Annotated in this window: 21 protein-coding genes; 9 read left to right on the forward strand and 12 right to left on the reverse strand. The window is 59.3% G+C overall.

The genetic code is table 11. The features are described 5' to 3' along the window. Positions 1–34: 34 nt before the first annotated feature. The 3 genes from rimK to QCBJ_RS00675 are packed head-to-tail and all read right to left on the reverse strand — an operon-like array spanning position 35 to position 2,212. The gene (rimK, locus tag QCBJ_RS00665) at positions 35–940 is read right to left on the reverse strand and encodes a 30S ribosomal protein S6--L-glutamate ligase (protein ID WP_046034594.1); all 906 of its coding nucleotides are present in this window, start codon (positions 938–940) and stop codon (positions 35–37) included. Beyond that, positions 937–1,386: an ATP-dependent zinc protease gene (locus tag QCBJ_RS00670; RefSeq protein ID WP_173390392.1), complete on the reverse strand. Its 450-nt coding sequence runs from the start codon at positions 1,384–1,386 to the stop codon at positions 937–939. Before QCBJ_RS00670 ends, rimK begins: the two co-directional genes overlap by 4 nt. Before the next feature lie 46 nt (positions 1,387–1,432). Further along, positions 1,433–2,212, reverse strand: coding sequence for an EAL domain-containing protein (locus tag QCBJ_RS00675; RefSeq protein WP_102059926.1), 780 nt, complete (start codon positions 2,210–2,212; stop codon positions 1,433–1,435). A 116-nt stretch (positions 2,213–2,328) separates the two neighbouring features. Here QCBJ_RS00675 and QCBJ_RS00680 point away from each other — a divergent pair, with 116 nt between their 5' ends. After that, positions 2,329–2,736 carry an RNA-binding S4 domain-containing protein gene (locus QCBJ_RS00680; RefSeq protein WP_012721689.1) on the forward strand — a complete coding sequence of 136 codons (408 nt, stop codon included), beginning with the start codon at positions 2,329–2,331 and terminating at the stop codon, positions 2,734–2,736. A 114-nt stretch (positions 2,737–2,850) separates the two neighbouring features. On the opposite strand, the gene QCBJ_RS00685 is transcribed toward QCBJ_RS00680, so the two are convergent. Next, complete coding sequence (locus QCBJ_RS00685) at positions 2,851–3,654, reverse strand: phosphatase PAP2 family protein (RefSeq protein ID WP_012721690.1); 804 nt, start codon at positions 3,652–3,654, stop codon at positions 2,851–2,853. A gap of 125 nt (positions 3,655–3,779) precedes the next feature. On the opposite strand from QCBJ_RS00685, the gene hslO reads away from it, so the two are divergent. Then, positions 3,780–4,682 carry an Hsp33 family molecular chaperone HslO gene (gene hslO, locus QCBJ_RS00690; RefSeq protein WP_102059927.1) on the forward strand — a complete coding sequence of 301 codons (903 nt, stop codon included), beginning with the start codon at positions 3,780–3,782 and terminating at the stop codon, positions 4,680–4,682. A 179-nt stretch (positions 4,683–4,861) separates the two neighbouring features. Then, on the forward strand, positions 4,862–6,403 hold the full coding sequence (locus QCBJ_RS00695; protein WP_012721692.1) for a phosphoenolpyruvate carboxykinase: 1,542 nt from the start codon (positions 4,862–4,864) through the stop codon (positions 6,401–6,403). Between the two features lie 287 nt (positions 6,404–6,690). Here the strand turns inward: QCBJ_RS00695 and QCBJ_RS00700 are convergent, their stop codons facing one another. From QCBJ_RS00700 to QCBJ_RS00710, 3 genes are all read right to left on the reverse strand, one after another. Beyond that, entirely contained in the window at positions 6,691–7,047 is a 357-nt protein-coding gene (locus QCBJ_RS00700) for a DUF1493 family protein (RefSeq protein ID WP_043206099.1), read from the reverse strand. Between the two features lie 647 nt (positions 7,048–7,694). Next, on the reverse strand, positions 7,695–8,294 hold the full coding sequence (locus tag QCBJ_RS00705) for a putative adenosine monophosphate-protein transferase Fic (RefSeq protein WP_102059928.1): 600 nt from the start codon (positions 8,292–8,294) through the stop codon (positions 7,695–7,697). Further along, complete coding sequence (locus QCBJ_RS00710; protein WP_003236014.1) at positions 8,294–8,464, reverse strand: YhfG family protein; 171 nt, start codon at positions 8,462–8,464, stop codon at positions 8,294–8,296. The genes QCBJ_RS00705 and QCBJ_RS00710 overlap by 1 nt, the downstream gene beginning before the upstream one ends. Positions 8,465–8,640: 176 nt before the next feature. Between QCBJ_RS00710 and QCBJ_RS00715 the strand changes: the two genes are divergently transcribed. The 3 genes from QCBJ_RS00715 to QCBJ_RS00725 all read left to right on the forward strand — a co-directional run bounded on the left by QCBJ_RS00715 (position 8,641) and on the right by QCBJ_RS00725 (position 12,492). Continuing rightward, positions 8,641–9,816 (forward strand): tetratricopeptide repeat protein, encoded by a 1,176-nt coding sequence (locus QCBJ_RS00715; protein ID WP_046034597.1) that lies wholly within the window; start codon positions 8,641–8,643, stop codon positions 9,814–9,816. Between the two features lie 284 nt (positions 9,817–10,100). Further along, positions 10,101–12,038 carry an ATP-dependent DNA helicase RecQ gene (locus QCBJ_RS00720; RefSeq protein WP_102059929.1) on the forward strand — a complete coding sequence of 646 codons (1,938 nt, stop codon included), beginning with the start codon at positions 10,101–10,103 and terminating at the stop codon, positions 12,036–12,038. Between the two features lie 22 nt (positions 12,039–12,060). Further along, positions 12,061–12,492, forward strand: coding sequence for a thioesterase family protein (locus tag QCBJ_RS00725; protein ID WP_102059930.1), 432 nt, complete (start codon positions 12,061–12,063; stop codon positions 12,490–12,492). Between the two features lie 224 nt (positions 12,493–12,716). Here QCBJ_RS00725 and QCBJ_RS00730 read toward each other — a convergent pair whose 3' ends face one another. From QCBJ_RS00730 to QCBJ_RS00745, 4 genes are all read right to left on the reverse strand, one after another. After that, positions 12,717–13,196 (reverse strand): glycine zipper domain-containing protein, encoded by a 480-nt coding sequence (locus QCBJ_RS00730; RefSeq protein ID WP_012721700.1) that lies wholly within the window; start codon positions 13,194–13,196, stop codon positions 12,717–12,719. A 367-nt stretch (positions 13,197–13,563) separates the two neighbouring features. Continuing rightward, positions 13,564–15,912, reverse strand: coding sequence for an FdhF/YdeP family oxidoreductase (locus tag QCBJ_RS00735; RefSeq protein ID WP_102059931.1), 2,349 nt, complete (start codon positions 15,910–15,912; stop codon positions 13,564–13,566). Further along, positions 15,909–16,748, reverse strand: coding sequence for a formate dehydrogenase accessory sulfurtransferase FdhD (gene fdhD / locus QCBJ_RS00740; protein ID WP_064054138.1), 840 nt, complete (start codon positions 16,746–16,748; stop codon positions 15,909–15,911). The genes QCBJ_RS00735 and fdhD overlap by 4 nt, the downstream gene beginning before the upstream one ends. Before the next feature lie 97 nt (positions 16,749–16,845). Next, positions 16,846–17,733: a LysR family transcriptional regulator gene (locus QCBJ_RS00745; RefSeq protein ID WP_012721703.1), complete on the reverse strand. Its 888-nt coding sequence runs from the start codon at positions 17,731–17,733 to the stop codon at positions 16,846–16,848. Between the two features lie 132 nt (positions 17,734–17,865). Here QCBJ_RS00745 and lysM point away from each other — a divergent pair, with 132 nt between their 5' ends. Then, the gene (gene lysM, locus QCBJ_RS00750) at positions 17,866–18,306 is read left to right on the forward strand and encodes a peptidoglycan-binding protein LysM (RefSeq protein WP_012721704.1); all 441 of its coding nucleotides are present in this window, start codon (positions 17,866–17,868) and stop codon (positions 18,304–18,306) included. A gap of 45 nt (positions 18,307–18,351) precedes the next feature. Here the strand turns inward: lysM and yrfG are convergent, their stop codons facing one another. Further along, complete coding sequence (yrfG, locus tag QCBJ_RS00755; RefSeq protein WP_046034603.1) at positions 18,352–19,014, reverse strand: GMP/IMP nucleotidase; 663 nt, start codon at positions 19,012–19,014, stop codon at positions 18,352–18,354. Between the two features lie 87 nt (positions 19,015–19,101). On the opposite strand from yrfG, the gene nudE reads away from it, so the two are divergent. After that, entirely contained in the window at positions 19,102–19,668 is a 567-nt protein-coding gene (nudE, locus tag QCBJ_RS00760) for an ADP compounds hydrolase NudE (RefSeq protein ID WP_012721706.1), read from the forward strand. Continuing rightward, positions 19,665–20,501 (forward strand): 3'(2'),5'-bisphosphate nucleotidase CysQ, encoded by an 837-nt coding sequence (gene cysQ, locus QCBJ_RS00765; protein ID WP_046034604.1) that lies wholly within the window; start codon positions 19,665–19,667, stop codon positions 20,499–20,501. The genes nudE and cysQ overlap by 4 nt, the downstream gene beginning before the upstream one ends. Positions 20,502–20,503: the final 2 nt, after the last annotated feature.

Genomic DNA, 20,503 nt, shown 5'->3' on the forward strand with positions numbered 1-20,503 from the left:
CATAGGTTTGTGGCGTTTCAAAAGCAGGGTTTAATCAGCCCTTGCCCTTGGTCCGAGTCATATTCGGCCCGCCATTCTTCTCCAGATGCTCAATGATGATCCCTGCCACATTTTTCCCAGTGGTGGTCTCGATCCCTTCCAGCCCCGGCGATGAATTCACCTCCATCACCAGGGGGCCGTGGTTGGAGCGCAGGATATCCACACCCGCCACGCTCAACCCCATCACCTTGGCCGCTCGCAGTGCGGTCATGCGCTCTTCAGGGGTTATCTTGATCAGGCTGGCGCTGCCGCCACGGTGCAGGTTGGAGCGGAACTCCCCCGGCTTGGCCTGGCGCTTCATTGCCGCAATCACCTTGTCGCCCACCACGAAGCAGCGGATATCGGCCCCGCCGGCTTCCTTGATGTATTCCTGCACCATGATGTTCTGCTTGAGGCCCATGAATGCCTCGATCACGGACTCCGCCGCTGTCGCGGTTTCACACAGCACCACACCGATGCCCTGGGTGCCTTCCAGCACCTTGATCACCAGTGGCGCGCCATTGACCATGTCGATCAGGTCGGGGATGTCGTCGGGAGAGTGGGCAAAGCCGGTCACCGGCAGGCCGATTCCCCGGCGCGACAGCAACTGCAGCGAACGCAACTTGTCCCGTGATCGGGCAATGGCTACGGATTCATTGAGGGGAAACACCCCCATCATTTCAAACTGGCGCAACACCGCGCAGCCATAAAACGTCACCGATGCACCGATCCGGGGGATGACGGCATCAAACCCTTCCAGCGGCTTGCCCCGGTAGTGGATCTGCGGCTTGTGGCTGGCAATGTTCATGTAGGCACGCAACGTGTCGATCACCACCATTTCGTGGCCACGTTCGATGCCGGCCTCAACCAGGCGGCGGGTGGAATACAGACGCGGGTTTCGCGACAGCACAGCAATCTTCATGCAGCACCTGGGGCAGAAATAGTGGAGACCGGGAACACCGGCTTGTCTTGAACGTACTTGATGCCGGGATTGACCACCAACTGGCCGTCAATCAAGGCCTTGGAGCCCAGCAACAGGCGGTAGCGCATGGCTTTGCGGCAGGCCAGGGTGAACTCCACCCGCCAGACCCGATCACCCAGCGCCAGCGTAGTGCTGATGACATAGCGCACCTGCGCATGACCGTTGGAGCTCTTGATGGTTTTCATCGTCACCAGGGGCGCTTCGCAGCGACGGTGACGCAGTTGCACCACGCTGCCCAGGTGTGCGGTAAAGCGCACCCAGTTTTCACCGTCGCGCTCAAACGGCTCGATATCGGTGGCGTGCAGGCTGGAGGTGCTGGCACCGGTGTCGATCTTCGCACGCAGGCCTGCCACTCCCAGGTCGGGAAGTGCCACCCACTCACGCAGACCCACAACGGTCAAATGGTCAAATGTCTTCAATATGGGTAACCGGTCAATTCGCCCAGGCCTGGGGTGAAACCTCGGCCAGGGCGTTGAATGCAGGCTTGGCGAACCAATAACCCTGCATCAGAAAAATTCCGCAGTCGGACAGGAAGTCGCGCTCGCCGGCACTTTCGATGCCTTCGGCGATGACAGTAACCCCCAACTGCTCACAGATTGTGACAATCCCCTGGACGATGACCTGACGGACACGATCCTGGTCAACATCGCGGATAAGCGCCATGTCGAGTTTGATCAGGTCAGGTTGGAAATCGGCCAGCAGGTTCAGCCCCGAATAGCCCGCGCCGAAATCGTCGATGGCGGTCTTGAAGCCGAATTCGCGGTATTCACGCAGAATATTGGTCAAATGGCGATAGTTATCTACATGCTCGCTTTCCAGTGTCTCGAAAATCAGTTGGTTCAGTGGAAAATTGTGTGCGCGAGCCGCTTCCAGGGTGCTACGGATACACAATTCCGGACGGTACACGGCATTGGGCATGAAGTTGATCGAAAGGTGGGTTTGCATCCCCAGGCCCGCCGCCCCGGCTATCGCCTGGGTTCGGCAACGTTGGTCGAAGCGGTAGCGGTTGCTTTCGTTGACCTGGTCCAGCACCGACAGCGCCCCTTCGCCGTGGGTGCCGCGCACCAAGGCTTCGTGGGCGAAGATCGAATGGTCCCGAAGGTCTACGATAGGCTGGTAGGCGAACGCAAAATCGAAACCCAAGGGCTCGCTTTGCTGGCAACCCACACAGCGCTGGTTGGGCGAGGTGAGTGAAAGGGGGAAGTCGGTCACAGCGTATCCTCGCGAAAACAGGGTGCTACCTGGCGTATCTTAGGTGAGCCTTGGGGTTTATGCGTCGAAGGGTTTCAACGGTAAGGTTGCGACATTTTTCAGAGCGAGGAATTCAAGTGGCTCAAAAGCAGGAAGAGGAAGAAAAGGTCCGTCTGGACAAGTGGCTGTGGGCAGCGCGGTTCTATAAAACCCGTGCCTTGGCGAAGGCCGCTATCGAGAGTGGCAAGGTGCATCATCGGGGTGAGCGCTGCAAGCCGGGCAAGGAGCCGCGCGTCGGAGATGAGTTCCAGATTCGTACTGGATTTGATGAAAAGACGGTCGTCGTCCAGGCGCTTTCCATCGTGCGCCGTGGTGCGCCCGAAGCGCAGGCGCTCTACACCGAGACCGAAGCCAGTATCGCCAAGCGCGAAAACGCGGCGGCCATGCGCAAGGCGGGCGCCACAGGCATGACCACCGATGGCAAGCCGAGCAAGAAACAACGTCGCGATCTCTTCAAGTTTCGCGGCAGTGGCAACGATGACTAGCCTCAATCGAACGGGCTTTTGTAATGAGCGGGCTTGCCCCGCGCTGGAGTGCGCAGCGCTCCCTTTTTTGGGGCCGCTCCGCAGCCCAGCGCGAGCAAGCTCGCTCACCACAAATTATTGCGCAGTTCTAACGACGCTCATTCGCCTCACTACTGGTAGACGAGCAGCCAGCCCAAACAGCGGCGCCGATACCCGCGACAACCCACTCGATACCTTTGCCGCAAACGGCGTGTAATACCCCCAGCCTAACGCCAACAGCGCCAGCAACACCCCGCCGATGTAATCGTCCTGCCCCCAATGCGCCCCTGCTACCAGCCGAGGCATCATGAATAGCAGTGCCAGCCCCCAGATCACCAGAAGTTGCCCGAAGCGCCTGGCGAATACCGTCATGAACATCGCCCAGATCAACAGCACCGAAGCATGATCTCCCGGGAAGCTCTGGCTCGAACGGTCCTTCAATTCCCAGGTCTTCTCCAGCCCAGGGAAATAGTCACTCATCTGCACCGCCCCGCTGATCACCATCGACGGGCTGCTGTGTTGCCAGCCCATTTGCGCGGCGAGTTTGGAAAACAGCATGCGGATAAACAACAACAGCAGCAGAACACCGACAAAACCTAACACTGCCTGGCGCACCTGCACGGCCTTGAACACCCAGTCACCGCGAATCAGCAGTGCCAGCAGAATCACCCCAACCACCGCATCAAACGGCCGCAAACTGGCCACAGCCCATATGTGCAGCCACGTGGAGTGGGTTGCCAGCGGGTCATTAAGCAGATGAAACAGCCACTCGTCGAAAATCACACACAGCATCTGCCCCGTGGGCCACAGCCAAAAACACAGCAGTCCGATAGCGAGTAGATTGCAAAGAGCCCATCGCCGGAGGTTCCACTTGGCTTGGAACAAACCCGGATTGTTCATAAACTGTCCCTCTTCGCTCTATGAAGCTCTCTGTTTCCAGGAGAAAGCCGCACCAATATGGTGCTAAAGCGTTTAATTTTATAAACCTTGTAATCATTTTGTCATCAATTCAGATACCCAGACCTATGACTGATCTACCGGATACCGACTTCACCCAACGCTTCATCTTCGACGAGAACGACGCCCGCGGCGAACTGGTCTCGCTGGAGCGCAGCTATGCCGAAGTCCTCGCCAAGCACCCCTATCCGGAGCCGGTCGCGCAACTGCTCGGCGAGCTGATGGCGGCCGCTTCGCTGCTGGTAGGCACCATGAAATTCGACGGTCTGCTGATTCTGCAGGCACGCTCCGAAGGCCCGGTTCCGATGCTGATGATCGAATGTTCCAGCGAGCGGGAGATCCGCGGCCTGGCCCGTTACGAAGCGGACCAGATTTCCCCGGATGCGACCTTGTCCGACTTGATGGCCAACGGCGTGCTGGCGATCACCGTGGACCCGACCGAAGGCCAGCGCTACCAGGGCATTGTCGATCTGGACGGCGAAACCCTGTCGGACTGCTTCACCAACTATTTCGTGATGTCCCAGCAAGTCGGCACCAAGTTCTGGCTCAATGCCGATGGCAAGCGGGCCCGTGGCCTGTTGTTGCAGCAATTGCCGGCTGACCGCATCAAGGACGACGATGAGCGCACCGACAGCTGGCGCAAGCTGACCGCCCTGGCCGGCACCCTGACGGCTGAAGAGCTGTTGGGCCTGGACAACGAAACCATCCTGCACCGCCTGTACCACGAAGAGGCCGTGCGCCTGTTCGAAGAGCAGTCCCTGCGCTTCAACTGCAGTTGCTCGCGCGAGCGTTCGGCCAATGCGTTGGTCAGCCTGGGCCTTGAAGATGCGCAAAATCTGGTGGTTGAGCACGGTGGAAATATCGAGATTGACTGCCAGTTCTGCAACGAGCGTTACCTGTTCGATGCCGCCGATGTTGCCCAATTATTCGCGGGCGCAGGCATCGACAGCCCTTCCGATACCCGCCACTAAAACGTTTAAGCACAGGTAAATCACCTGACAAATGCCGGATTAGCGCTGTTCTGACGGGAGGGCCCTACTCTTTTTGGGCTTTTCTGGCATAATCCGGCCCACTTTTTTCGCGGTAGTAGTGCGCAACTTTCTACTACAAAACGTTTGGAGCACTCGGCCATAGGCCGACGGGGAACCTCATGACGCAAGCCAATAACGCCGTATACACCGATCTGAGTGTTGACGATCTGGTCAAAGAAGCCCTGCAGCGCGGTGAAGGCGTGCTTGCCGATACTGGCGCGCTGGTTGTCGAAACCGGTCACCGTACCGGCCGTTCGCCAGTCGATCGTTTCATCGTTGAAGAGCCTTCCACCCAGGACGCTATCGCCTGGGGCCCGATCAACCGCAAGTTCCCGGCCGACAAGTTCGATGCCCTGTGGGCTCGTGTCGAAGCGTTCAACAACGCGCAAGAGCACTTCGTTTCCCACGTGCATGTAGGGTCCGCCGAAGACCACTACCTGGCTGTGAAGATGACCACCCAGACTGCCTGGCAGAACCTGTTCGGTCGTTGCCTGTTCATCAACCCGGCGAAATACAACCCGGCCGGTCGTGATGAGTGGCAAGTGCTCAACGTCGCCAACTTCGAATGCGTGCCAGAGCGTGACGGCACCAACTCCGATGGTTGCGTGATCCTCAACTTCGCGCAGAAAAAAGTCCTGATCGCCGGCATGCGTTACGCCGGTGAAATGAAAAAAGCCATGTTCTCGGTGCAGAACTTCCTGCTGCCGGCTTCCGACGTACTGCCGATGCACTGCGCCGCCAACATCGGCGAAGCAGGCGACGTGACCCTGTTCTTCGGTCTGTCCGGCACCGGCAAAACCACCCTGTCCGCCGACGAAAGCCGTTACCTGATCGGTGACGACGAACACGGCTGGGGCGAGGGCGTAGTGTTCAACATCGAAGGCGGTTGCTATGCCAAGTGCATCGACTTGTCCGAGAAGAACGAGCCGGTCATCTGGAAAGCCATCAAACACGGCGCTGTGTTGGAAAACGTTGTCATCGACGACGCCAAGCACGCCGACTACACCAACGTCAGCCTCACCCAGAACAGCCGCGCGGCGTACCCGCTGGAGCACGTCGCCAAGCGTTCCGAGAAGAACCTGGGCGGCGAGCCAAACGCGGTGATCTTCCTGACCTGCGACCTGACCGGCGTACTGCCGCCCGTGTCGATCCTCAGCGAAGAACAAGCGGCCTACCACTTCTTGTCCGGCTACACCGCACTGGTGGGCTCGACCGAAATGGGTTCCGGCGGCGGCATCAAGTCGACCTTCTCCACCTGCTTCGGTGCACCGTTCTTCCCGCGTCCGGCTGGCGAATACGCTGAGCTGCTGATCAAGCGCATCCGCGGTTTCGGCTCCAAGGTCTACCTGGTCAACACCGGCTGGACCGGCGGTGGCTACGGCGTCGGTAAACGCTTCAACATTCCGACCACTCGCGGCGTGATCGCAGCGATCCAGAGCGGCGCGTTGATCGGTGCTGAAACCGAGCACCTCGACACCATCAACCTCGACGTGCCACTGGCGGTGCCGGGCGTTGAGACTGGCCTGTTGAACCCACGTAACACCTGGGCTGACAAGGCCGCCTACGACGAAGCGGCGAAGGCGCTGGCCGGTCTGTTCATCGAGAACTTCAAGAAGTTTGAAGTGAGCGATGCGATCAAGGCTGCGGGTCCTAAGTTGTAAGAGTCGATCGTTGTGAAAAAGCCGCCTCTTGTGGGCGGCTTTTTTGTGGGTGCGATGTTAGCCGGCGATGTGCAAAACCACAGCGCCGACCAGCAGGCCCCCAGCAGGCCCATTGTTACGTCCATATGTTTGCAACACAGCTCGCCAACTTAGCGTAGATCCAATGTGGGAGGGGGCTTGCTCCCGATGGCGGTGTATCAGCCGCACATCTGCTGACTGACACTCTGCTATCGGGGGCAAGCCCCCTCCCACATTTGAGTTCCGGTGTGCCTGGAATTCGTGTTTCCTCAGCTCAGGTTCTCCAGCGTCTGCGTATCCCAGCTATGGGTCTTGATGGCCAGGTAGAGCATGCCGATGGTCAGCGGCACTTTTTCGCCGCGCCCCTTGGCCCTGCGTTTGAGGAACACATCAAACACCGGCGGGTTGAAGTAACGATAAGTGTCGTAGTCACCCAGGTCGAGGGCAAATTCCTGCTCCAGCGCTTCCATCAGTTGCTTGGCCTCGCCGCCATCGCAACCGAGGTCGAAATTGAGTGAGGTTTGCAGGCGGATCGTCTTGTGTTTCGGCAGGCCGATTTCCTCGTGCAGCAGTTGCAGGAGTTGCTGCATGACGGGGTCTTCGGGGAAGTTGGGGGCGAGGTTCATGGTGGGGGCACGCAGGAGTGGGTGAGGGGGATGGTTGCGTTGGGGGCGATATTTGTTTCGGGTGATCAGCAAGCGAATGCCGTAGCTAAAAGCAAGCACCGGAATGCTGTCGAATTGTAGCTCGGTTATCCAGCGTGTGGCGCCAAACAGAAGTAGTGGACCTGCAACTATCAGGGTGAACCCAACCCATGTTCTGAGGGCAGGACGCTTGATCTTTCTGTCGAGCAATACGGCGAGTGTGACGAGGGTGATGAGAATGATCCAAGAAGCATATTCGGTCATCGTTTCATCCACCTTGGTAAGGTCGGACGAAGGATGGGGGTGATTGCTGAGGGCTGACCCCAATAGGGTGCTTACCGGGTACCCCTGTGAAGCGCATCACTGTGAAGGTGGCGCCATAGTGGCCGATGTGTTGAGTCCTTTCGATGTTCACGGGTTTCTGCCGAGAAAGTGGAGACCGCGCTATTTTCATTCAGCAGCGGGTAATTTCTGTAGAGGGGAGAGTGGGTGTTTGAAGCAGTTTGGGAAGAGGATGTCGCAGCGTTTGGAGATTTCTTACAGCAGTTTCCGGCATTTATGGCTTGGCAGCGAGGCAACAGGTAAAAACGGCCAAATGTGGGCGCCGAGCTTGCCCGTGATGACAATGATCAGGCGCTGGCAGGCCGACTCACACACCGCTCAAAAATCGCCTCCAACCCCCGGTAATCACACGCCACCGCATCAATATTCGCCGGTACCCACGCCGCGTGTTTGACCAGCCACCAGTTCACCGAAAAACCCGCGTTCACGATGATCTGTTCGAATAGGATCCGCTGCGCCCGACCGTTGCCTTCTCGGAAGGGGTGGATGACGTTGAGGTCGCCGTAGGCTTCAGCAATCTGTGTGATCAACTCGGCCTGACTCGCGTCGACATACCAGTTCGCCTCTGCCATGCGCCGGATGATTTTCGCCGCTTCCGGCGGGATGCGTTCCGGGGTGCAGAACAGGGTGTCGCCTTTCTGGATGTTGACGCTGCGCAGTTCTCCGGCCCAGTCGTAGATATCGCCGAACAGGGTGCGGTGGATATGTTGCAGGCGCTCAAGATCGTAGGGCGGTGCGAAGAGGGGAAGGCTGCCTACGGCAATTTCGGAAAGCTCCCGCTCGGCCTGGTGCAGGCGCGTTTCGTCGAGCAAATCGAGGCGGTTGCGCAGGACGCTGCTACCGGGATAGCAGTACGGATCCTGGCCCACCCCGTATTTGTCGAGCATCAGCGTGGGGTGTTGCGGTACTTGGCGAGGACGGCTTCGCGGGTCGGCAAGGGTTTGTCGACGTCCGCCGGTTGGGTGTCGAACCCTTCCAGGCGCAGGCTGGCCAGGTAATTGGAACGGCGGATCTTGTGGTAGTGATCCTGTTTTTGCTCAAACGTCAGTTCGCTCATCGCAGCGTACTCCTGGGTGGCAAGGCTTGATTGTAGCGCAATGCTTCAATGGGCAGGCGGGATAAAAACCACGTCACATTTTGTGCAAAAAATCCGCCAGTAGCCTGATTTCAGGGTATGTTTCACCGCAAAATCTTGTAGGGCGATTCCGCCCACTACTTAAAGGGAAGTTAAGCATGGGTTTGCTGCGTATCGCCTCGGCGGTGTCTTTGTGTGCGGTGGCTTTTTCGGTTCAGGCCGAGCAATTGCCGATTGAAGTGCTCAGTGCAGTGGTCAAGGATCAGAAGATCGCTGACGCCGAAGTGTTGCTGCAACGCAATGGCGCGCAGAACATAGTGGGCCGCACCAACGCCCAGGGTCAGGTGACGCTCACCAGCGAAGGTGCAGACGATGGCACCAACCTGCTGATCATCAAGAAGCCCGGTTACTCCAATCTGGTGGTGAAGTGCCCGTGCGCAGGCATGACGTATGCCATCAGCCCGGTAATGGAAAACCTCGACGGCCTGCGCGTGGTGCTGACGTGGGGCAAGACCCCGCGTGACCTCGACTCCCACATGATTTTCCCCGGCAATAACATCTATTTCGAGAACAAGAACGGCACCGATGCCGAGCTGGATGTGGATGACACCGACAGCTACGGCCCGGAAACCATCACCTTGCAGAAGAAGCACTACGGCGAAAGCTACGTGTACGCCGTGCACGACTTCAGCAATGGCGGCAATCCGGGCTCGCGTCAGCTGTCCAACAGCGAAGCCAAGGTGTTCGTGTACATGGGGCAATCGCTGGTGCGCACCTATTACGTGCCGAAAAACCGCAGCGGTAACCTGTGGACGGTGTTCCGCATGACCGGCAGCGGTGACTTCCAGGACATCAACACCTTCAGCGGCGTGACCGTGAATGCCGCGAGTGTACTGAACGAAGTCAAACCGTTGCTGGACGACAGCGTGGCGATTACCGCTGTCGCGGTCAGTTCTTCCGCACAAACCGATGCGAAACGTCTGAACCTCCAAGGTGAGGCGGCCTACCAGGCGGGTAACCTGGACCAAGCCATCGACCTGTTCCGTCAGGCGATCGAACTGGACAATGGTTTCGGCAAGGCCTACGGCAACCTGGGCCTGGCGTATCAGAAAGCCGGCAATACTGCCGAGTCTATCTGGGCCAACCGCAAGGCCATCGCCCTGGCGAATGGCGCGAACGCTGCGACGGTGCGGGCTGGCGCTTATTACAACATTGCGCGAATCTACGAAGCGGCAGGGCAGTTTGCCGATGCGTTGCGTCACTACCAGTTGGCCAAGGAACAGAAGGCCAATCCGGTGTATGACACGGCGATTGAGCGGGTGCAGAATCGCTGATTCAGCTGCCGTGCAGCGCTAAGGTGCAGGAGGGGGCTTGCTCCCGATGGTGGTGTTATCAGTACAGAGGTACTGCTGACACTCTGCTATCGGGAGCAAGCCCCCTCTCACATTTGGTTGGTGTTATTCCTACAACTGCATTCGACCTTGTCGCATTTGGCCCAAGGCCACCGCAGTAGCCTGTGTATCATCCTGTCTCTTTTTTCCTCGCGACCTTTCTCGATTCGCTGAGATTCCCAGGCTATGTTTTGGAGCCAACTCAGCGGTCAATGGAGTGACAGCCTATGCACGACACCCTCCAGCAGGTCTTCGGTTATCCACAGTTTCGTTTGGGCCAGGAGCAAACGATCAGCGCAGTACTGGCCGGTCGTTCGGCGGCGGCAATTTTCCCCACCGGGTCGGGCAAGTCCCTGTGTTACCAGCTGTCGGCGGTGTTGCTGCCGCACCTGACAGTGGTGGTGTCGCCGTTGTTGGCGTTGATGCAGGACCAGTTGGGTTTCCTGCAGCGGCATGGCATTTCGGCAGGCAGTATCGATTCGGCCCAGAGCCGTGACGAGGCCAATGAAGTGATGGCCCGTGCGCGCTCCGGTGAGCTGAAAATCTTGATGATTTCGGTGGAACGCTTGAAGAACGAGCGATTTCGCAACTTCCTGCAAAGTGTGCAGATTTCGCTGCTGGTCGTGGACGAGGCGCACTGTATTTCCGAATGGGGCCACAACTTCCGCCCGGACTATCTGAAGCTGCCGGACTACCAGCGTCAGTTCAATATCCCACAAGCGCTGCTGCTGACGGCTACAGCGACGCCTAAGGTGATTGCCGACATGCAGGCGAAGTTCGCCATTGCGCCGGACGATGTGGTGACTACGGGCTTCTACCGGCCCAATCTCAACCTGTTGGTGGAGCCGGTCAGCGGCTCTGACAAGCGCCGACGCTTGGTGGAGTGGATGAACGAGCGCGCCAATCAACCCAGCATCGTCTACGTCACCTTGCAGAAAACCGCCGAGCAGATTGCCGAGCACCTGAACCGTAATGGCATCCAGGCCGAGGCTTATCACGCGGGTTTACCTCACGATAAGCGCGAGGGCATCCAGCAGCGTTTTATGGGCGGGCGCTCCCATTGCATTGTCGCTACCATCGCGTTTGGCATGGGCATCGACAAGAGTGATATCCGCAACGTGGTGCACTTCGACCTGCCCAAATCCATCGAGAACTACAGCCAGGAAATCGGCCGTGCGGGGCGTGATGGGCAGCCGTCCGACTGCCTGGTGTTGGCCAACCGCGACAGCCTTAATGTGCTGGAAAACTTTGTGTACGGCGATACGCCCGAGCAGGATGGTATTCGCCGGGTACTCGATGAGTTGCAGGCAGCACGCAGTGAGGGGCAGTGGGAGTTCTTGCTGAGGTCGCTGTCGGACCACAGTAATATCCGCGAGCTGCCGCTCAAGACGTTGCTGGTGCAGCTGGAGCTCAAGGGCGTGATAGCGCCGCGCTACGCGTTCTACGCCGAATACCGTTTCAAATACCTGATCGAACCTGAGGCTTTGCTGGCGCGTTTCTCCGGCGAGCGACAACAGTTTGTCGCGGCGATCATCCAGGTCTGCAAACGGGCAAAGACCTGGGCGACGGTGGATTTTGACGCGCTTTATCAACAGCACAATGCCGAACGTGGGCGGGTGGTGAAGGCGCTGGACTATTTCCAGGAGCAGGGCTTGATCGAGCTGGAAAGCAAGCAGATGACCGAGGTCTACAGTTTTCTGAATACAGATTTTGACCCACAGGCACTGAGCGAAGCGTTATACACAGGCTTCAAGCAGCACGAGGTGGGCGAAGTGGCGCGGATTCACGCCATGCTCGATCTGTTCGCCACCGAGCACTGCCTGGGGCAGCGCCTGGCGAAGTATTTTGGTGATGAAAACGCACCGCAACGTTGCGGTCATTGCTCGGTGTGTCACGGGCACGTTGCGCACCTGCCGCCACCGCCAAGCTTGCCGCCGCTTGTGGATAAAAACTTCATGGGACTGTGCGGTGATTTTATCCACAGGCATCATGAACACACCGGCCAACTGCCAGGTGCGGAACGCCTGACGCGTTTCCTTGGGGGCATCAGTGTGCCGTTGTTTACCAAATTGAAGGCGCGGGGCATTCCGGGGTTTGCTGCGCTGGAGGATTACCCGTACGCCGAGGTGCGCGAATGGGCCCAGACCCATTTGGATGATCTGTAACTCACTTTCACGAGATGACCCGATGCCTGATTCAGTACCGCAACGTGCCGATTACCCTCACTTCCAGCCGATCATCACGCGCTGGCACGACAACGATGTGTATGGCCATGTGAACAACGTGACCTACTACAGCTTTTTCGACACGGCGGTGAATACCTACCTGATCGAACACGGTGGGTTGGATATTCATGACGGCGAAGTGGTGGGGTTTGTGGTGAGCTCAGCGTGCGATTACTTTGCGTCGATTGCCTTTCCCGAGCGCATTGAAATCGGCCTGCGGGTGGGCAAGTTGGGCAATAGCTCAGTGCAGTACGAGTTGGCGGTATTCAAGGCAGGCGAGGAAGAGGCCTGTGCGGCAGGGCGCTTTGTGCATGTGTTTGTGGATCGGGGGTCGAACCTGCCGGTGAGTATTCCGGGGTCGTTGCGTGAGGCGTTGCAGCGGTTGGTGAGCTGACCTAATACCCCGAACATCATGGCGCTAAATGTGGGAGGGGGGATGTTGTGGTGAGCAGGCTTGCCCTGCGCCGGGCCGCGAAGCGGCCCCAAAACCTGACAATCAGTTCTGCCTGAAAGAACGCGGCGCCTGAGTCAGGGGCGCTTCGCGCCCCAGCGCGGGGCAAGCCCGCTCACTACGACAAACCCACACAAACACCTTGGATGTGGGGTGTATTTCAGGTGTTACCGGTGACGGTAGTGATGCTTGTTTTTGCGATGCCCATAGGCATGCCCGCGTCCACGATGATCATCCCGGTCATAACGACGGTTATCACGCCCACGATAACGACGATCATCGTCATCGCTCTTGTTGCCCATGTAGTTACCCAGCGCGCCACCTGCACCACCACCCGCGGCTGCGCCGATCAGGCTGCCGGTGTTGCCGCCCATGCTACGGCCTACCACGTTGCCGCCGGCTGCGCCGAGGGCACCGCCAATGGCTGCTTCGCCGCGGCTGCGCTTGTCTGCACCGACCGCACTGCCGCCTGCGCCGCCGAGGGCTGCGCCGATGGCCGAGCCGGTGTTACCGCCGATCTGCTGGCCGACAACCGAACCGAGTACCCCGCCCAATGCGCCGCCCACACCGGCTTCGGTGGTGCCACCGGCCATGGCTGCGCCACTGACCAGGCCAAGGGACAACAAGAGAATCGAGGAGAACTTCATAGAGAGACCTCAAGAGGATGACGGCGCGATCCTGAGGCTGTGTCGAGATTGTGACAATAGAAATCCGACCAGTAACACGAGTTGTACACAATTCTATAAGTTACTGTTTTAACACGGGAACTTAAGTTGAATTCGTCAGTCTTTAGCTACTTGGGAACGGCCGCTTTTATGCAAAAGCGGCCTTTTTTGTGCCCGCAATTCAGGATGATCAACACGCCATCGTTGTAGTGAGCGGGCTTGCCCCGCGCTGGGCTGCGCAGCAGCCCGAATAAGAACGCCGCGTTGTCTCAGACACTCTGCGGCGCCTGGTTTTAGGGCCGCTTCGCAGCCCAGCGCGGGGCAAGCCCGCTCACTACAGGTCCGGTGGTCAGGCCGAGCGTGCCATGATCAAGCCATTGTTACTCGCCGCTTCCAAACGGATCGCCACGAACTTCGACGTCGGCGTATGGCTGCCATCCCCGGTACTTTCCAGCGGCACCAGCGGGTTAACCTCCGGATAGTAAGCCGCTGCCTGCCCTGCCGGGATATCAAACGCCAGCAAGGTAAAGCCCTTCACGCGGCGTTCACGGCCGTCTTCCCACAATGACACGATGTCGGCCTTCTGCCCCGGCTTGAAGCCCAGGCGAATAATGTCGGCTTCGTTGACGAACAACACATCACGCTGGCCCTTGACCCCACGGTAGCGGTCGTCCAGGCCATAGATCGTGGTGTTGTACTGATCGTGCGAGCGCATCGACTGCATGATCAGGTCCGGCACGCGGCCGGTGGCGTGGGTGCGTTCGTGGATCAAGTCCTTGGGCAGGATGTTGGGGCGGAAGTTGGCACGGCCCGATGGCGTGTTCCAGCGGCGCGCACCGGCGGAGTTGCCCAAGTAGAAGCCGCCTGGGTTTTTGATCTTCTCATTGAAGTCCTTGAAGCCAGGGATGGTGTCGGCGATCAGGTCGCGGATGCGGCTGTAGTCGGCCACCAGCCAGTTCCAATCCACCGGTTTGCTGCCCAGGGTCGCGGCGGCGATACCGGCCAGGATCGCCGGCTCCGATTTCATCAATTTCGACAGCGGCTGCAATTGGCCGTTGGAGCCGTGGACCATGCTGAACGAGTCTTCCACCGTCACCGCTTGCGGGCCTTCGGCCTGGATGTCGATGTCGGTACGGCCCAGGCACGGCAGGATCAGCGCGTCTTTGCCGTGCATCAAGTGGCTGCGGTTGAGCTTGGTGCTGATCTGCACGGTCAGGTCGCAATTGCGCAGCGCTTCGAAGGTGCGCGGGCTGTCCGGCGTGGCTTGGGCGAAGTTGCCGCCCAGGCCGATAAACACTTTGGAGCGGCCTTCAAGCATGGCGTGAATCGCTTCCACCACATTGTGGCCGTTGTCGCGCGGCACCTTGAATTGGAAGCGACGTTCCAGTGAGTCGAGGAACGCCACCGGTGGGCGTTCGTTGATACCCATGGTGCGGTCGCCCTGCACGTTGCTGTGGCCACGCACCGGGCACAGGCCGGCGCCCGGGCGACCGATATTGCCGCGCAGCAGCATCAGGTTGGCGATTTCCTGGATGGTCGGCACCGAATGGCGGTGCTGGGTGATGCCCATCGCCCAGCACATGATCACGTTCTTGCCTTTGGCGTACATGCGCGCGGCTTGTTCGATCTCGACCAAGGGCAGGCCGGACTGCGCGACGATTTCATCCCACGAGGTGTCGTCGATCTTGCCCAGGTAATCCAGCACGTTGGTGGTGTGTTCGTTGAGGAAGTCGTGGTCGAACACGGCCTCTTTGCCTTCGGCCTGGGCCTCGCGTTCCCACAACAACAGGAACTTGGCCATGCCGCGCAGGATGGCCATGTCGCCACCCAGCGCCGGGCGGAAATACGCGGTGTTGGTCGGTTTGTCGCCGTTGGTAAGCATTTCCAGCGGGTGTTGCGGATGCTGGAAGCGTTCCAGGCCGCGCTCTTTCAATGGGTTGATACACACCACCTGAGCACCGCGCTTAACCGCTTCACGCAGCGGTTCGAGCATGCGTGGGTGGTTGGTGCCGGGGTTCTGGCCCCAGACGAAAATCGCGTCGGCATGTTCGAAGTCATCAAAGGTCACGGTGCCTTTGCCCACGCCCACGCTTTGTGCCAGGGCAACGCCGCTGGCTTCGTGGCACATGTTCGAACAGTCCGGAAAGTTGTTGGTGCCGTAGGCGCGCACGAACAGCTGATACAGGTACGCCGCCTCATTGCTGGCGCGGCCCGAGGTGTAGAACTCGGCCATGTCCGGGCTGGGCAGGGCGTTGAGATGCTTGCCGACCAGGTCGAACGCCGCCTCCCAACTGATGGGCGTGTAGCGGTCGGTTTCGGCGTCGTAGCGCATCGGCTCGGTCAGGCGGCCTTGGTATTCCAGCCAATAGTCACTCTGCTCCAGCAAGGCATTGACGCTGTGTTTGGCAAAGAACGCAGCATCCACACGGCGCTTGGTGGCTTCCCAGTTCACCGCCTTGGCGCCGTTTTCGCAGAACTTGACCATGCCGCTTTCGGGCGAGTCGCCCCAGGCACAGCCGGGGCAGTCGAAGCCGCCGTTCTGGTTGGTCTTGAGCATCATGCGCAGGTTTTTCAGCGCGTTGTCGCTGGTCAACCAGGCTTGCGCCACGCTGATCAGTGCCCCCCAGCCGCCCGCCGGGCCTTTATAAGGCTTGTAGCGCGGGGTTGGGGTTTGGTCGGCTTGATGATGATTGCTCACGGCTGGTTCTCCATCGCAGGGCTGTAGACCCGCGGCGCACTTTTCTGCGGCAGGTGGATGAGATTGAGGTTATGCCGGCGTGCCCATTGAAGGGCCAGGCCGGTGGGCGACGACAGGCTGACCAGGGTCTGGATGCCCGCGCGCAGGACTTTCTGGATCAATTCAAGGCTGCAACGGCTGGTGACAATCGCCAGGCCGCCTTCGGTCGGAATCTTTTGGCGGATCAGCGCGCCGATCAGCTTATCGAGGGCGTTATGCCGGCCGATGTCTTCGCGACCCAGGAGCAATTCGCCTTGGCTGTTCATAAATACCGCGGCGTGCACGGCGCCGCTGTACTGGCCCAGGGGCTGGAACGCACTGATGCGCTGACGCAGGCCATCGAGCCATTCGGCGGGCGGCAGCGGCGCACCGGGCAGTACCTGAAGGTCTGGCAGCGCTTGTTCCACGGCTTCCACACCGCACAGGCCACAGCCGCTGGTACCGGCCAATTGGCGGCGTTGCTGCTTGAGGTTCCAGAAGGCGCGGCTGGAAATCTGCACCTGTGCATACTGGGTAGAGCCGGTTCCGCTGAGTTTCAGGTCATAAATATCGCTAACGTCGGCAATAATGCCGCTGCCGATGCTGAAGCCGACGATAAAGTCTTCCAGGTCCGTCGGCGTCACCAGCATCACCGCCTGGCTGATATCGTTGAAAGCAATCGCCAACGCCACTTCCTCCGCCAAGGCTGTGCTGGCGGATTCCGTGTGTTCGAGGTTGCAATACTGATAGCTCTGGCTGGCGGCGGGCGCGGGCGTTTCAAGAGCGGGCGCCGCGCAGACTGGGCGCTTGGCGTTCATGGGGCAGTACCACCGGCGGATTGGTCAGTGTTTAGACTAGGCGCGACAAAGCGTCGCGTCTAATTGCCAGTACTGATCTACCGATAGATGACGTCGATCAAGACTCTTTTTGCGATTTCTGAAACAGCGCGAAACACGCTTCCGCCAAGGCAGAGCGGGGTGCGCTGCGGCGCATGATCAGCCCCAGGCGCGCCAGGGTGTGGGCGTCGTCGATGGGTTGCAGGCGCAAATGCTCGGTGAGCGCGTCCAGGCCCCCGTCCAATGGCATCACCGCGCAACAGAGTCCGCCGTGAACGGCTTGTAACAACTGATGGACGGCATCGGTTTGTAACAGCGGCTGCGGGTGCAAGCCCCGGCTGTGAAAGTTGTGGTCGATGGACTGGCGAAAGTGCATGCCGCTGGTGAGCATGCCCAAGGGCAGTTCGATCAGTGCTTCCCAGCTCAGCGGCGTGTCGCCGAAGCTGAAAAAGCGCTGGTCGTAAAGCAGGCCCATACGCGTTTCGCCCAAGGCCAGCGAGTCGAAGCGTTCATTGTCCAGCCGCTCCAGGTAGGACACGCCTAAATCCAGGCGATTGCTCGCCAGTTGTTCAAGGATTTGTTCGGAGCTGAGTGCCGACAGCTCGAAACGCAGGCTTGGGTGCTCTTTGTGCAGTTGCTGCATTAGTGCCAGTGGATCAAAGCTCGACAGTGGCACCACGCCCAGGCGCAACGTACCCACCAGGTTGCCGCGACAGGCGGCCGCTTCAGCCTGCAAGCCGTCATACGCCGCCAGCACGGTGCGTGCCCAGGCCAGTACCCGTTCGCCAGGCGCGGTGAACCCCTCAAAGCGCTGGCCGCGATTGACCAGGGGAAGATCAAGTTCTTCCTCAAGGCTGCGCAGGCGCATCGACAGGGTCGGTTGGGTGATATGGCATCGTGCCGCCGCCTGGCCGAAGTGACGCGTCTCGTCGAGGGCGATGAGGAATTTCAGCTGTTTGATGTCCATCTTCGCTCCAGGGCTTATTCCAATGGCGGGGGGATTCTAGCGCGTTTGGGTCTTTGGTCGGGCTGGAACCCAAGTCTGTGGGACTGGTCTAGTCTTTGGCATCTGGAAACCAAACATCAAGGAGAGCGCACCATGAGTCTTATTAGCTTTATTAAGGAAGCGGGCGAGAAGTTGATCGACCTGTTGACGCCGGGTAATGCGAACGCGAGTGAGCAGTTGAAGGAGCACGTGGCGAAAGTGGGTCTGGGTAATCCGAATGTGCAGACCACGGTGGATGGCGACAAGGTAACCGTCACCGGTGAAGTCGCCACCCAGGAAGAGAAAGAAAAGATTTTGCTGGCGCTGGGCAATATTGCCGGTGTGGCCAGTGTGGATGACCAGATCACCGTATCCGGCCCGGCCGTAGCTGCCGCCCGTTTCGTCGTGGTGAAAAAGGGTGACACCCTGAGCGCGATTTCCCTGGCGGTGTATGGCAACGCCAACCAGTACAACAAGATCTTTGAGGCCAACAAGCCGCTGTTGTCTCATCCAGACAAGATTTATCCAGGGCAGACGCTGCGTATTCCTGAGTAAGCCCAATACGAAAGGTGGGAGGGGGCTTGCCCCTCCCACATTGGTTCAAAGTCCGACAATGAGATCACGGTAGTCGCCGACGGCGGCAAATTCTGCCGTGTCCTTGGGCCCTTTTTTGCTGTCCGGCTCCTTCACCGCGAGCAAATGCTCCACACCAAACGCCTGGGCACTGCGCAGGATCGGCAGGGTGTCGTCGATAAACAAGCTGCGGGCCGGGTCGAAGTTAATGTCGGCTTGCAGGGCATCCCAGAACTGCGGGTTTTCCTTGGCGAAACCGTAGTCGTGGGAACTGATCAATCGCTCGAAATACGGCGCCAGTTCAATGCGTTCCAACTTCAATGACAGCGAATCACGATGAGCGTTGGTGATCAGGATCACACGCTTGCCGGCCTGTTTGATCGCCGCCAGAAAGGTATCGGCGTCTGGGCGCAGCGCGATCAGGTGGGCGGTTTCCAGCTTGAGTTCACGTACCGGGATATTCAGCTCGGCACTCCAGAAATCCAGGCAATACCATTGCAACTGTCCCGCGTTACGCTCGAACAGTGGCTGCAACTCCATCTCGGCCATGGCGCGGCTCACCCCATGCAACTCGGCGTAACGCTGCGGCAGGTGCTCCATCCAGAAGTGGTTGTCGAAATGCAGGTCGAGCAGCGTGCCGTCCATGTCCAGCAGGACAGTGTCGATGGCGTGCCAAGGCAAAGAGGGCATGGGACGTTCTCATGTAAGTAAAGATATCCGACACAGACAATCGGAAAAGCCACGGTATAGTAACCCGATCACGCCAAGGAGCCGCTTATGCGCCAGAAACCCACCGTCCTCGCCCGCGAAATAGTCGCCAGTAGTCGTTTGTTCCGCGTGGAGGAAGTGCAATTGCGCTTTTCCAATGGCGTTGAACGGACCTACGAGCGCCTGGTGGGCCGCGGTGCCGGCTACGGGGCGGTGATGATTGTGGCGATGATCGACGAAGATCATGCGTTGCTGGTGGAAGAGTATTGCGGCGGCACGGATGAATATGAATTGTCCCTGCCAAAGGGCTTGATCGAGCCCGGCGAGGATGTGCTGGCGGCGGCGGACCGCGAGTTGAAAGAAGAAGCGGGCTACGGCGCGCGACAGTTGGAGCACATCACCGAGCTGTCGTTGTCGCCTGGTTATATGAGCCAAAAAATCCAAGTGGTGCTGGCCACCGATCTGTATGAAGAGCGCCTGGAAGGCGATGAGCCTGAGCCCATGCGTGTGGAGCGGGTCAACCTGCGTGAGCTGTCGCAGCTTGCGCAAAACGAGCAATTCAGTGAGGGCCGCGCCCTGGCCGCGCTGTACCTGGTACGAGACCTGCTGACCCAGCGAGGAGCGTTTAGCGCATGAGCGAACTGTTTTTAGGTCACCCGTTTATTGCCCCTGTGATCGAACTGGCCCGCCAGGCCGGTGAAGTGATATTGCCGTACTGGCGCGCCGACGTGGCCGTCACCTCCAAGGCTGACGATTCGCCCGTGACGGCAGCGGACTTGGCCGCTCACCATCTGATTCTCGCCGGCCTCACCGCGTTGGACCCAAGCATTCCCGTGCTGTCCGAGGAGGATGCCGATATCGACCAAAGCGTGCGTGCCGGCTGGCAGCGCTGGTGGTTGGTGGACCCGTTGGATGGCACCAAGGAGTTCATCGCCGGCAGTGAAGAATTCACCGTCAACATCGCCTTGATCGAACAAGGCCGGGTGATATTTGGCGTGGTGTCGATGCCCACCAGTGGCCGTTGCTACTTTGGTGGCGCGGGCCTGGGCGCCTGGCGCTCGGATGTGAATGAAGCGCCCAAGCAGATTCAAGTTCGCGAGGCGCCGGCGGTGGGCGAGTCGTTTACGGTGGTGGCCAGTCGTCGGCACACCAGCCCCGAGCAGGAACGCTTGTTGGACGGTTTGAGCGAAGGCCTGGGCGCACTGAAGCTGGCGAATATCGGCAGTTCGTTGAAGTTTTGCTTGTTGGCCGAGGGCAGCGCGGATTGCTACCCGCGCCTGGCGCCGACGTCGCAGTGGGACACCGCAGCCGCCCAAGGCGTGCTGGAAGGCGCGGGCGGTGAGGTGTTGGAGTTGAGCGGTGAACCGTTCAGTTACCCGGCGCGGGCATCGTTGTTGAACCCGTTCTTCCTGGCGTTGCCGGCGAAGGCAGCATGGCGTGAGCGGTTGCTCACCCTGGCCAGGTCTTAAGG

This window comes from Pseudomonas sp. QC2 (assembly GCF_002859085.1).
In the GTDB taxonomy this organism is placed as follows: Bacteria; Pseudomonadota; Gammaproteobacteria; order Pseudomonadales; family Pseudomonadaceae; genus Aquipseudomonas; species Aquipseudomonas petroselini.

What these genes read in the sequence shown, in the direction of transcription:
- QCBJ_RS00705 (WP_102059928.1), bottom strand. Translation starts at nt 8,294, where the DNA reads ATGCTCGACAAATACGGGGTGGGCCAGGATCCGTACTGCTATCCCGGT.
- QCBJ_RS00700 (WP_043206099.1), bottom strand. Translation starts at nt 7,047, where the DNA reads ATGAACCTCGCCCCCAACTTCCCCGAAGACCCCGTCATGCAGCAACTC.
- QCBJ_RS00745 (WP_012721703.1), bottom strand. Translation starts at nt 17,733, where the DNA reads ATGGACATCAAACAGCTGAAATTCCTCATCGCCCTCGACGAGACGCGT.
- QCBJ_RS00710 (WP_003236014.1), bottom strand. Translation starts at nt 8,464, where the DNA reads ATGAGCGAACTGACGTTTGAGCAAAAACAGGATCACTACCACAAGATC.
- nudE (WP_012721706.1), top strand. Translation starts at nt 19,102, where the DNA reads ATGCGCCAGAAACCCACCGTCCTCGCCCGCGAAATAGTCGCCAGTAGT.
- rimK (WP_046034594.1), bottom strand. Translation starts at nt 940, where the DNA reads ATGAAGATTGCTGTGCTGTCGCGAAACCCGCGTCTGTATTCCACCCGC.
- fdhD (WP_064054138.1), bottom strand. Translation starts at nt 16,748, where the DNA reads ATGAACGCCAAGCGCCCAGTCTGCGCGGCGCCCGCTCTTGAAACGCCC.
- QCBJ_RS00720 (WP_102059929.1), top strand. Translation starts at nt 10,101, where the DNA reads ATGCACGACACCCTCCAGCAGGTCTTCGGTTATCCACAGTTTCGTTTG.
- lysM (WP_012721704.1), top strand. Translation starts at nt 17,866, where the DNA reads ATGAGTCTTATTAGCTTTATTAAGGAAGCGGGCGAGAAGTTGATCGAC.
- cysQ (WP_046034604.1), top strand. Translation starts at nt 19,665, where the DNA reads ATGAGCGAACTGTTTTTAGGTCACCCGTTTATTGCCCCTGTGATCGAA.
- QCBJ_RS00725 (WP_102059930.1), top strand. Translation starts at nt 12,061, where the DNA reads ATGCCTGATTCAGTACCGCAACGTGCCGATTACCCTCACTTCCAGCCG.
- yrfG (WP_046034603.1), bottom strand. Translation starts at nt 19,014, where the DNA reads ATGCCCTCTTTGCCTTGGCACGCCATCGACACTGTCCTGCTGGACATG.
- QCBJ_RS00730 (WP_012721700.1), bottom strand. Translation starts at nt 13,196, where the DNA reads ATGAAGTTCTCCTCGATTCTCTTGTTGTCCCTTGGCCTGGTCAGTGGC.
- QCBJ_RS00685 (WP_012721690.1), bottom strand. Translation starts at nt 3,654, where the DNA reads ATGAACAATCCGGGTTTGTTCCAAGCCAAGTGGAACCTCCGGCGATGG.
- hslO (WP_102059927.1), top strand. Translation starts at nt 3,780, where the DNA reads ATGACTGATCTACCGGATACCGACTTCACCCAACGCTTCATCTTCGAC.
- QCBJ_RS00695 (WP_012721692.1), top strand. Translation starts at nt 4,862, where the DNA reads ATGACGCAAGCCAATAACGCCGTATACACCGATCTGAGTGTTGACGAT.
- QCBJ_RS00715 (WP_046034597.1), top strand. Translation starts at nt 8,641, where the DNA reads ATGGGTTTGCTGCGTATCGCCTCGGCGGTGTCTTTGTGTGCGGTGGCT.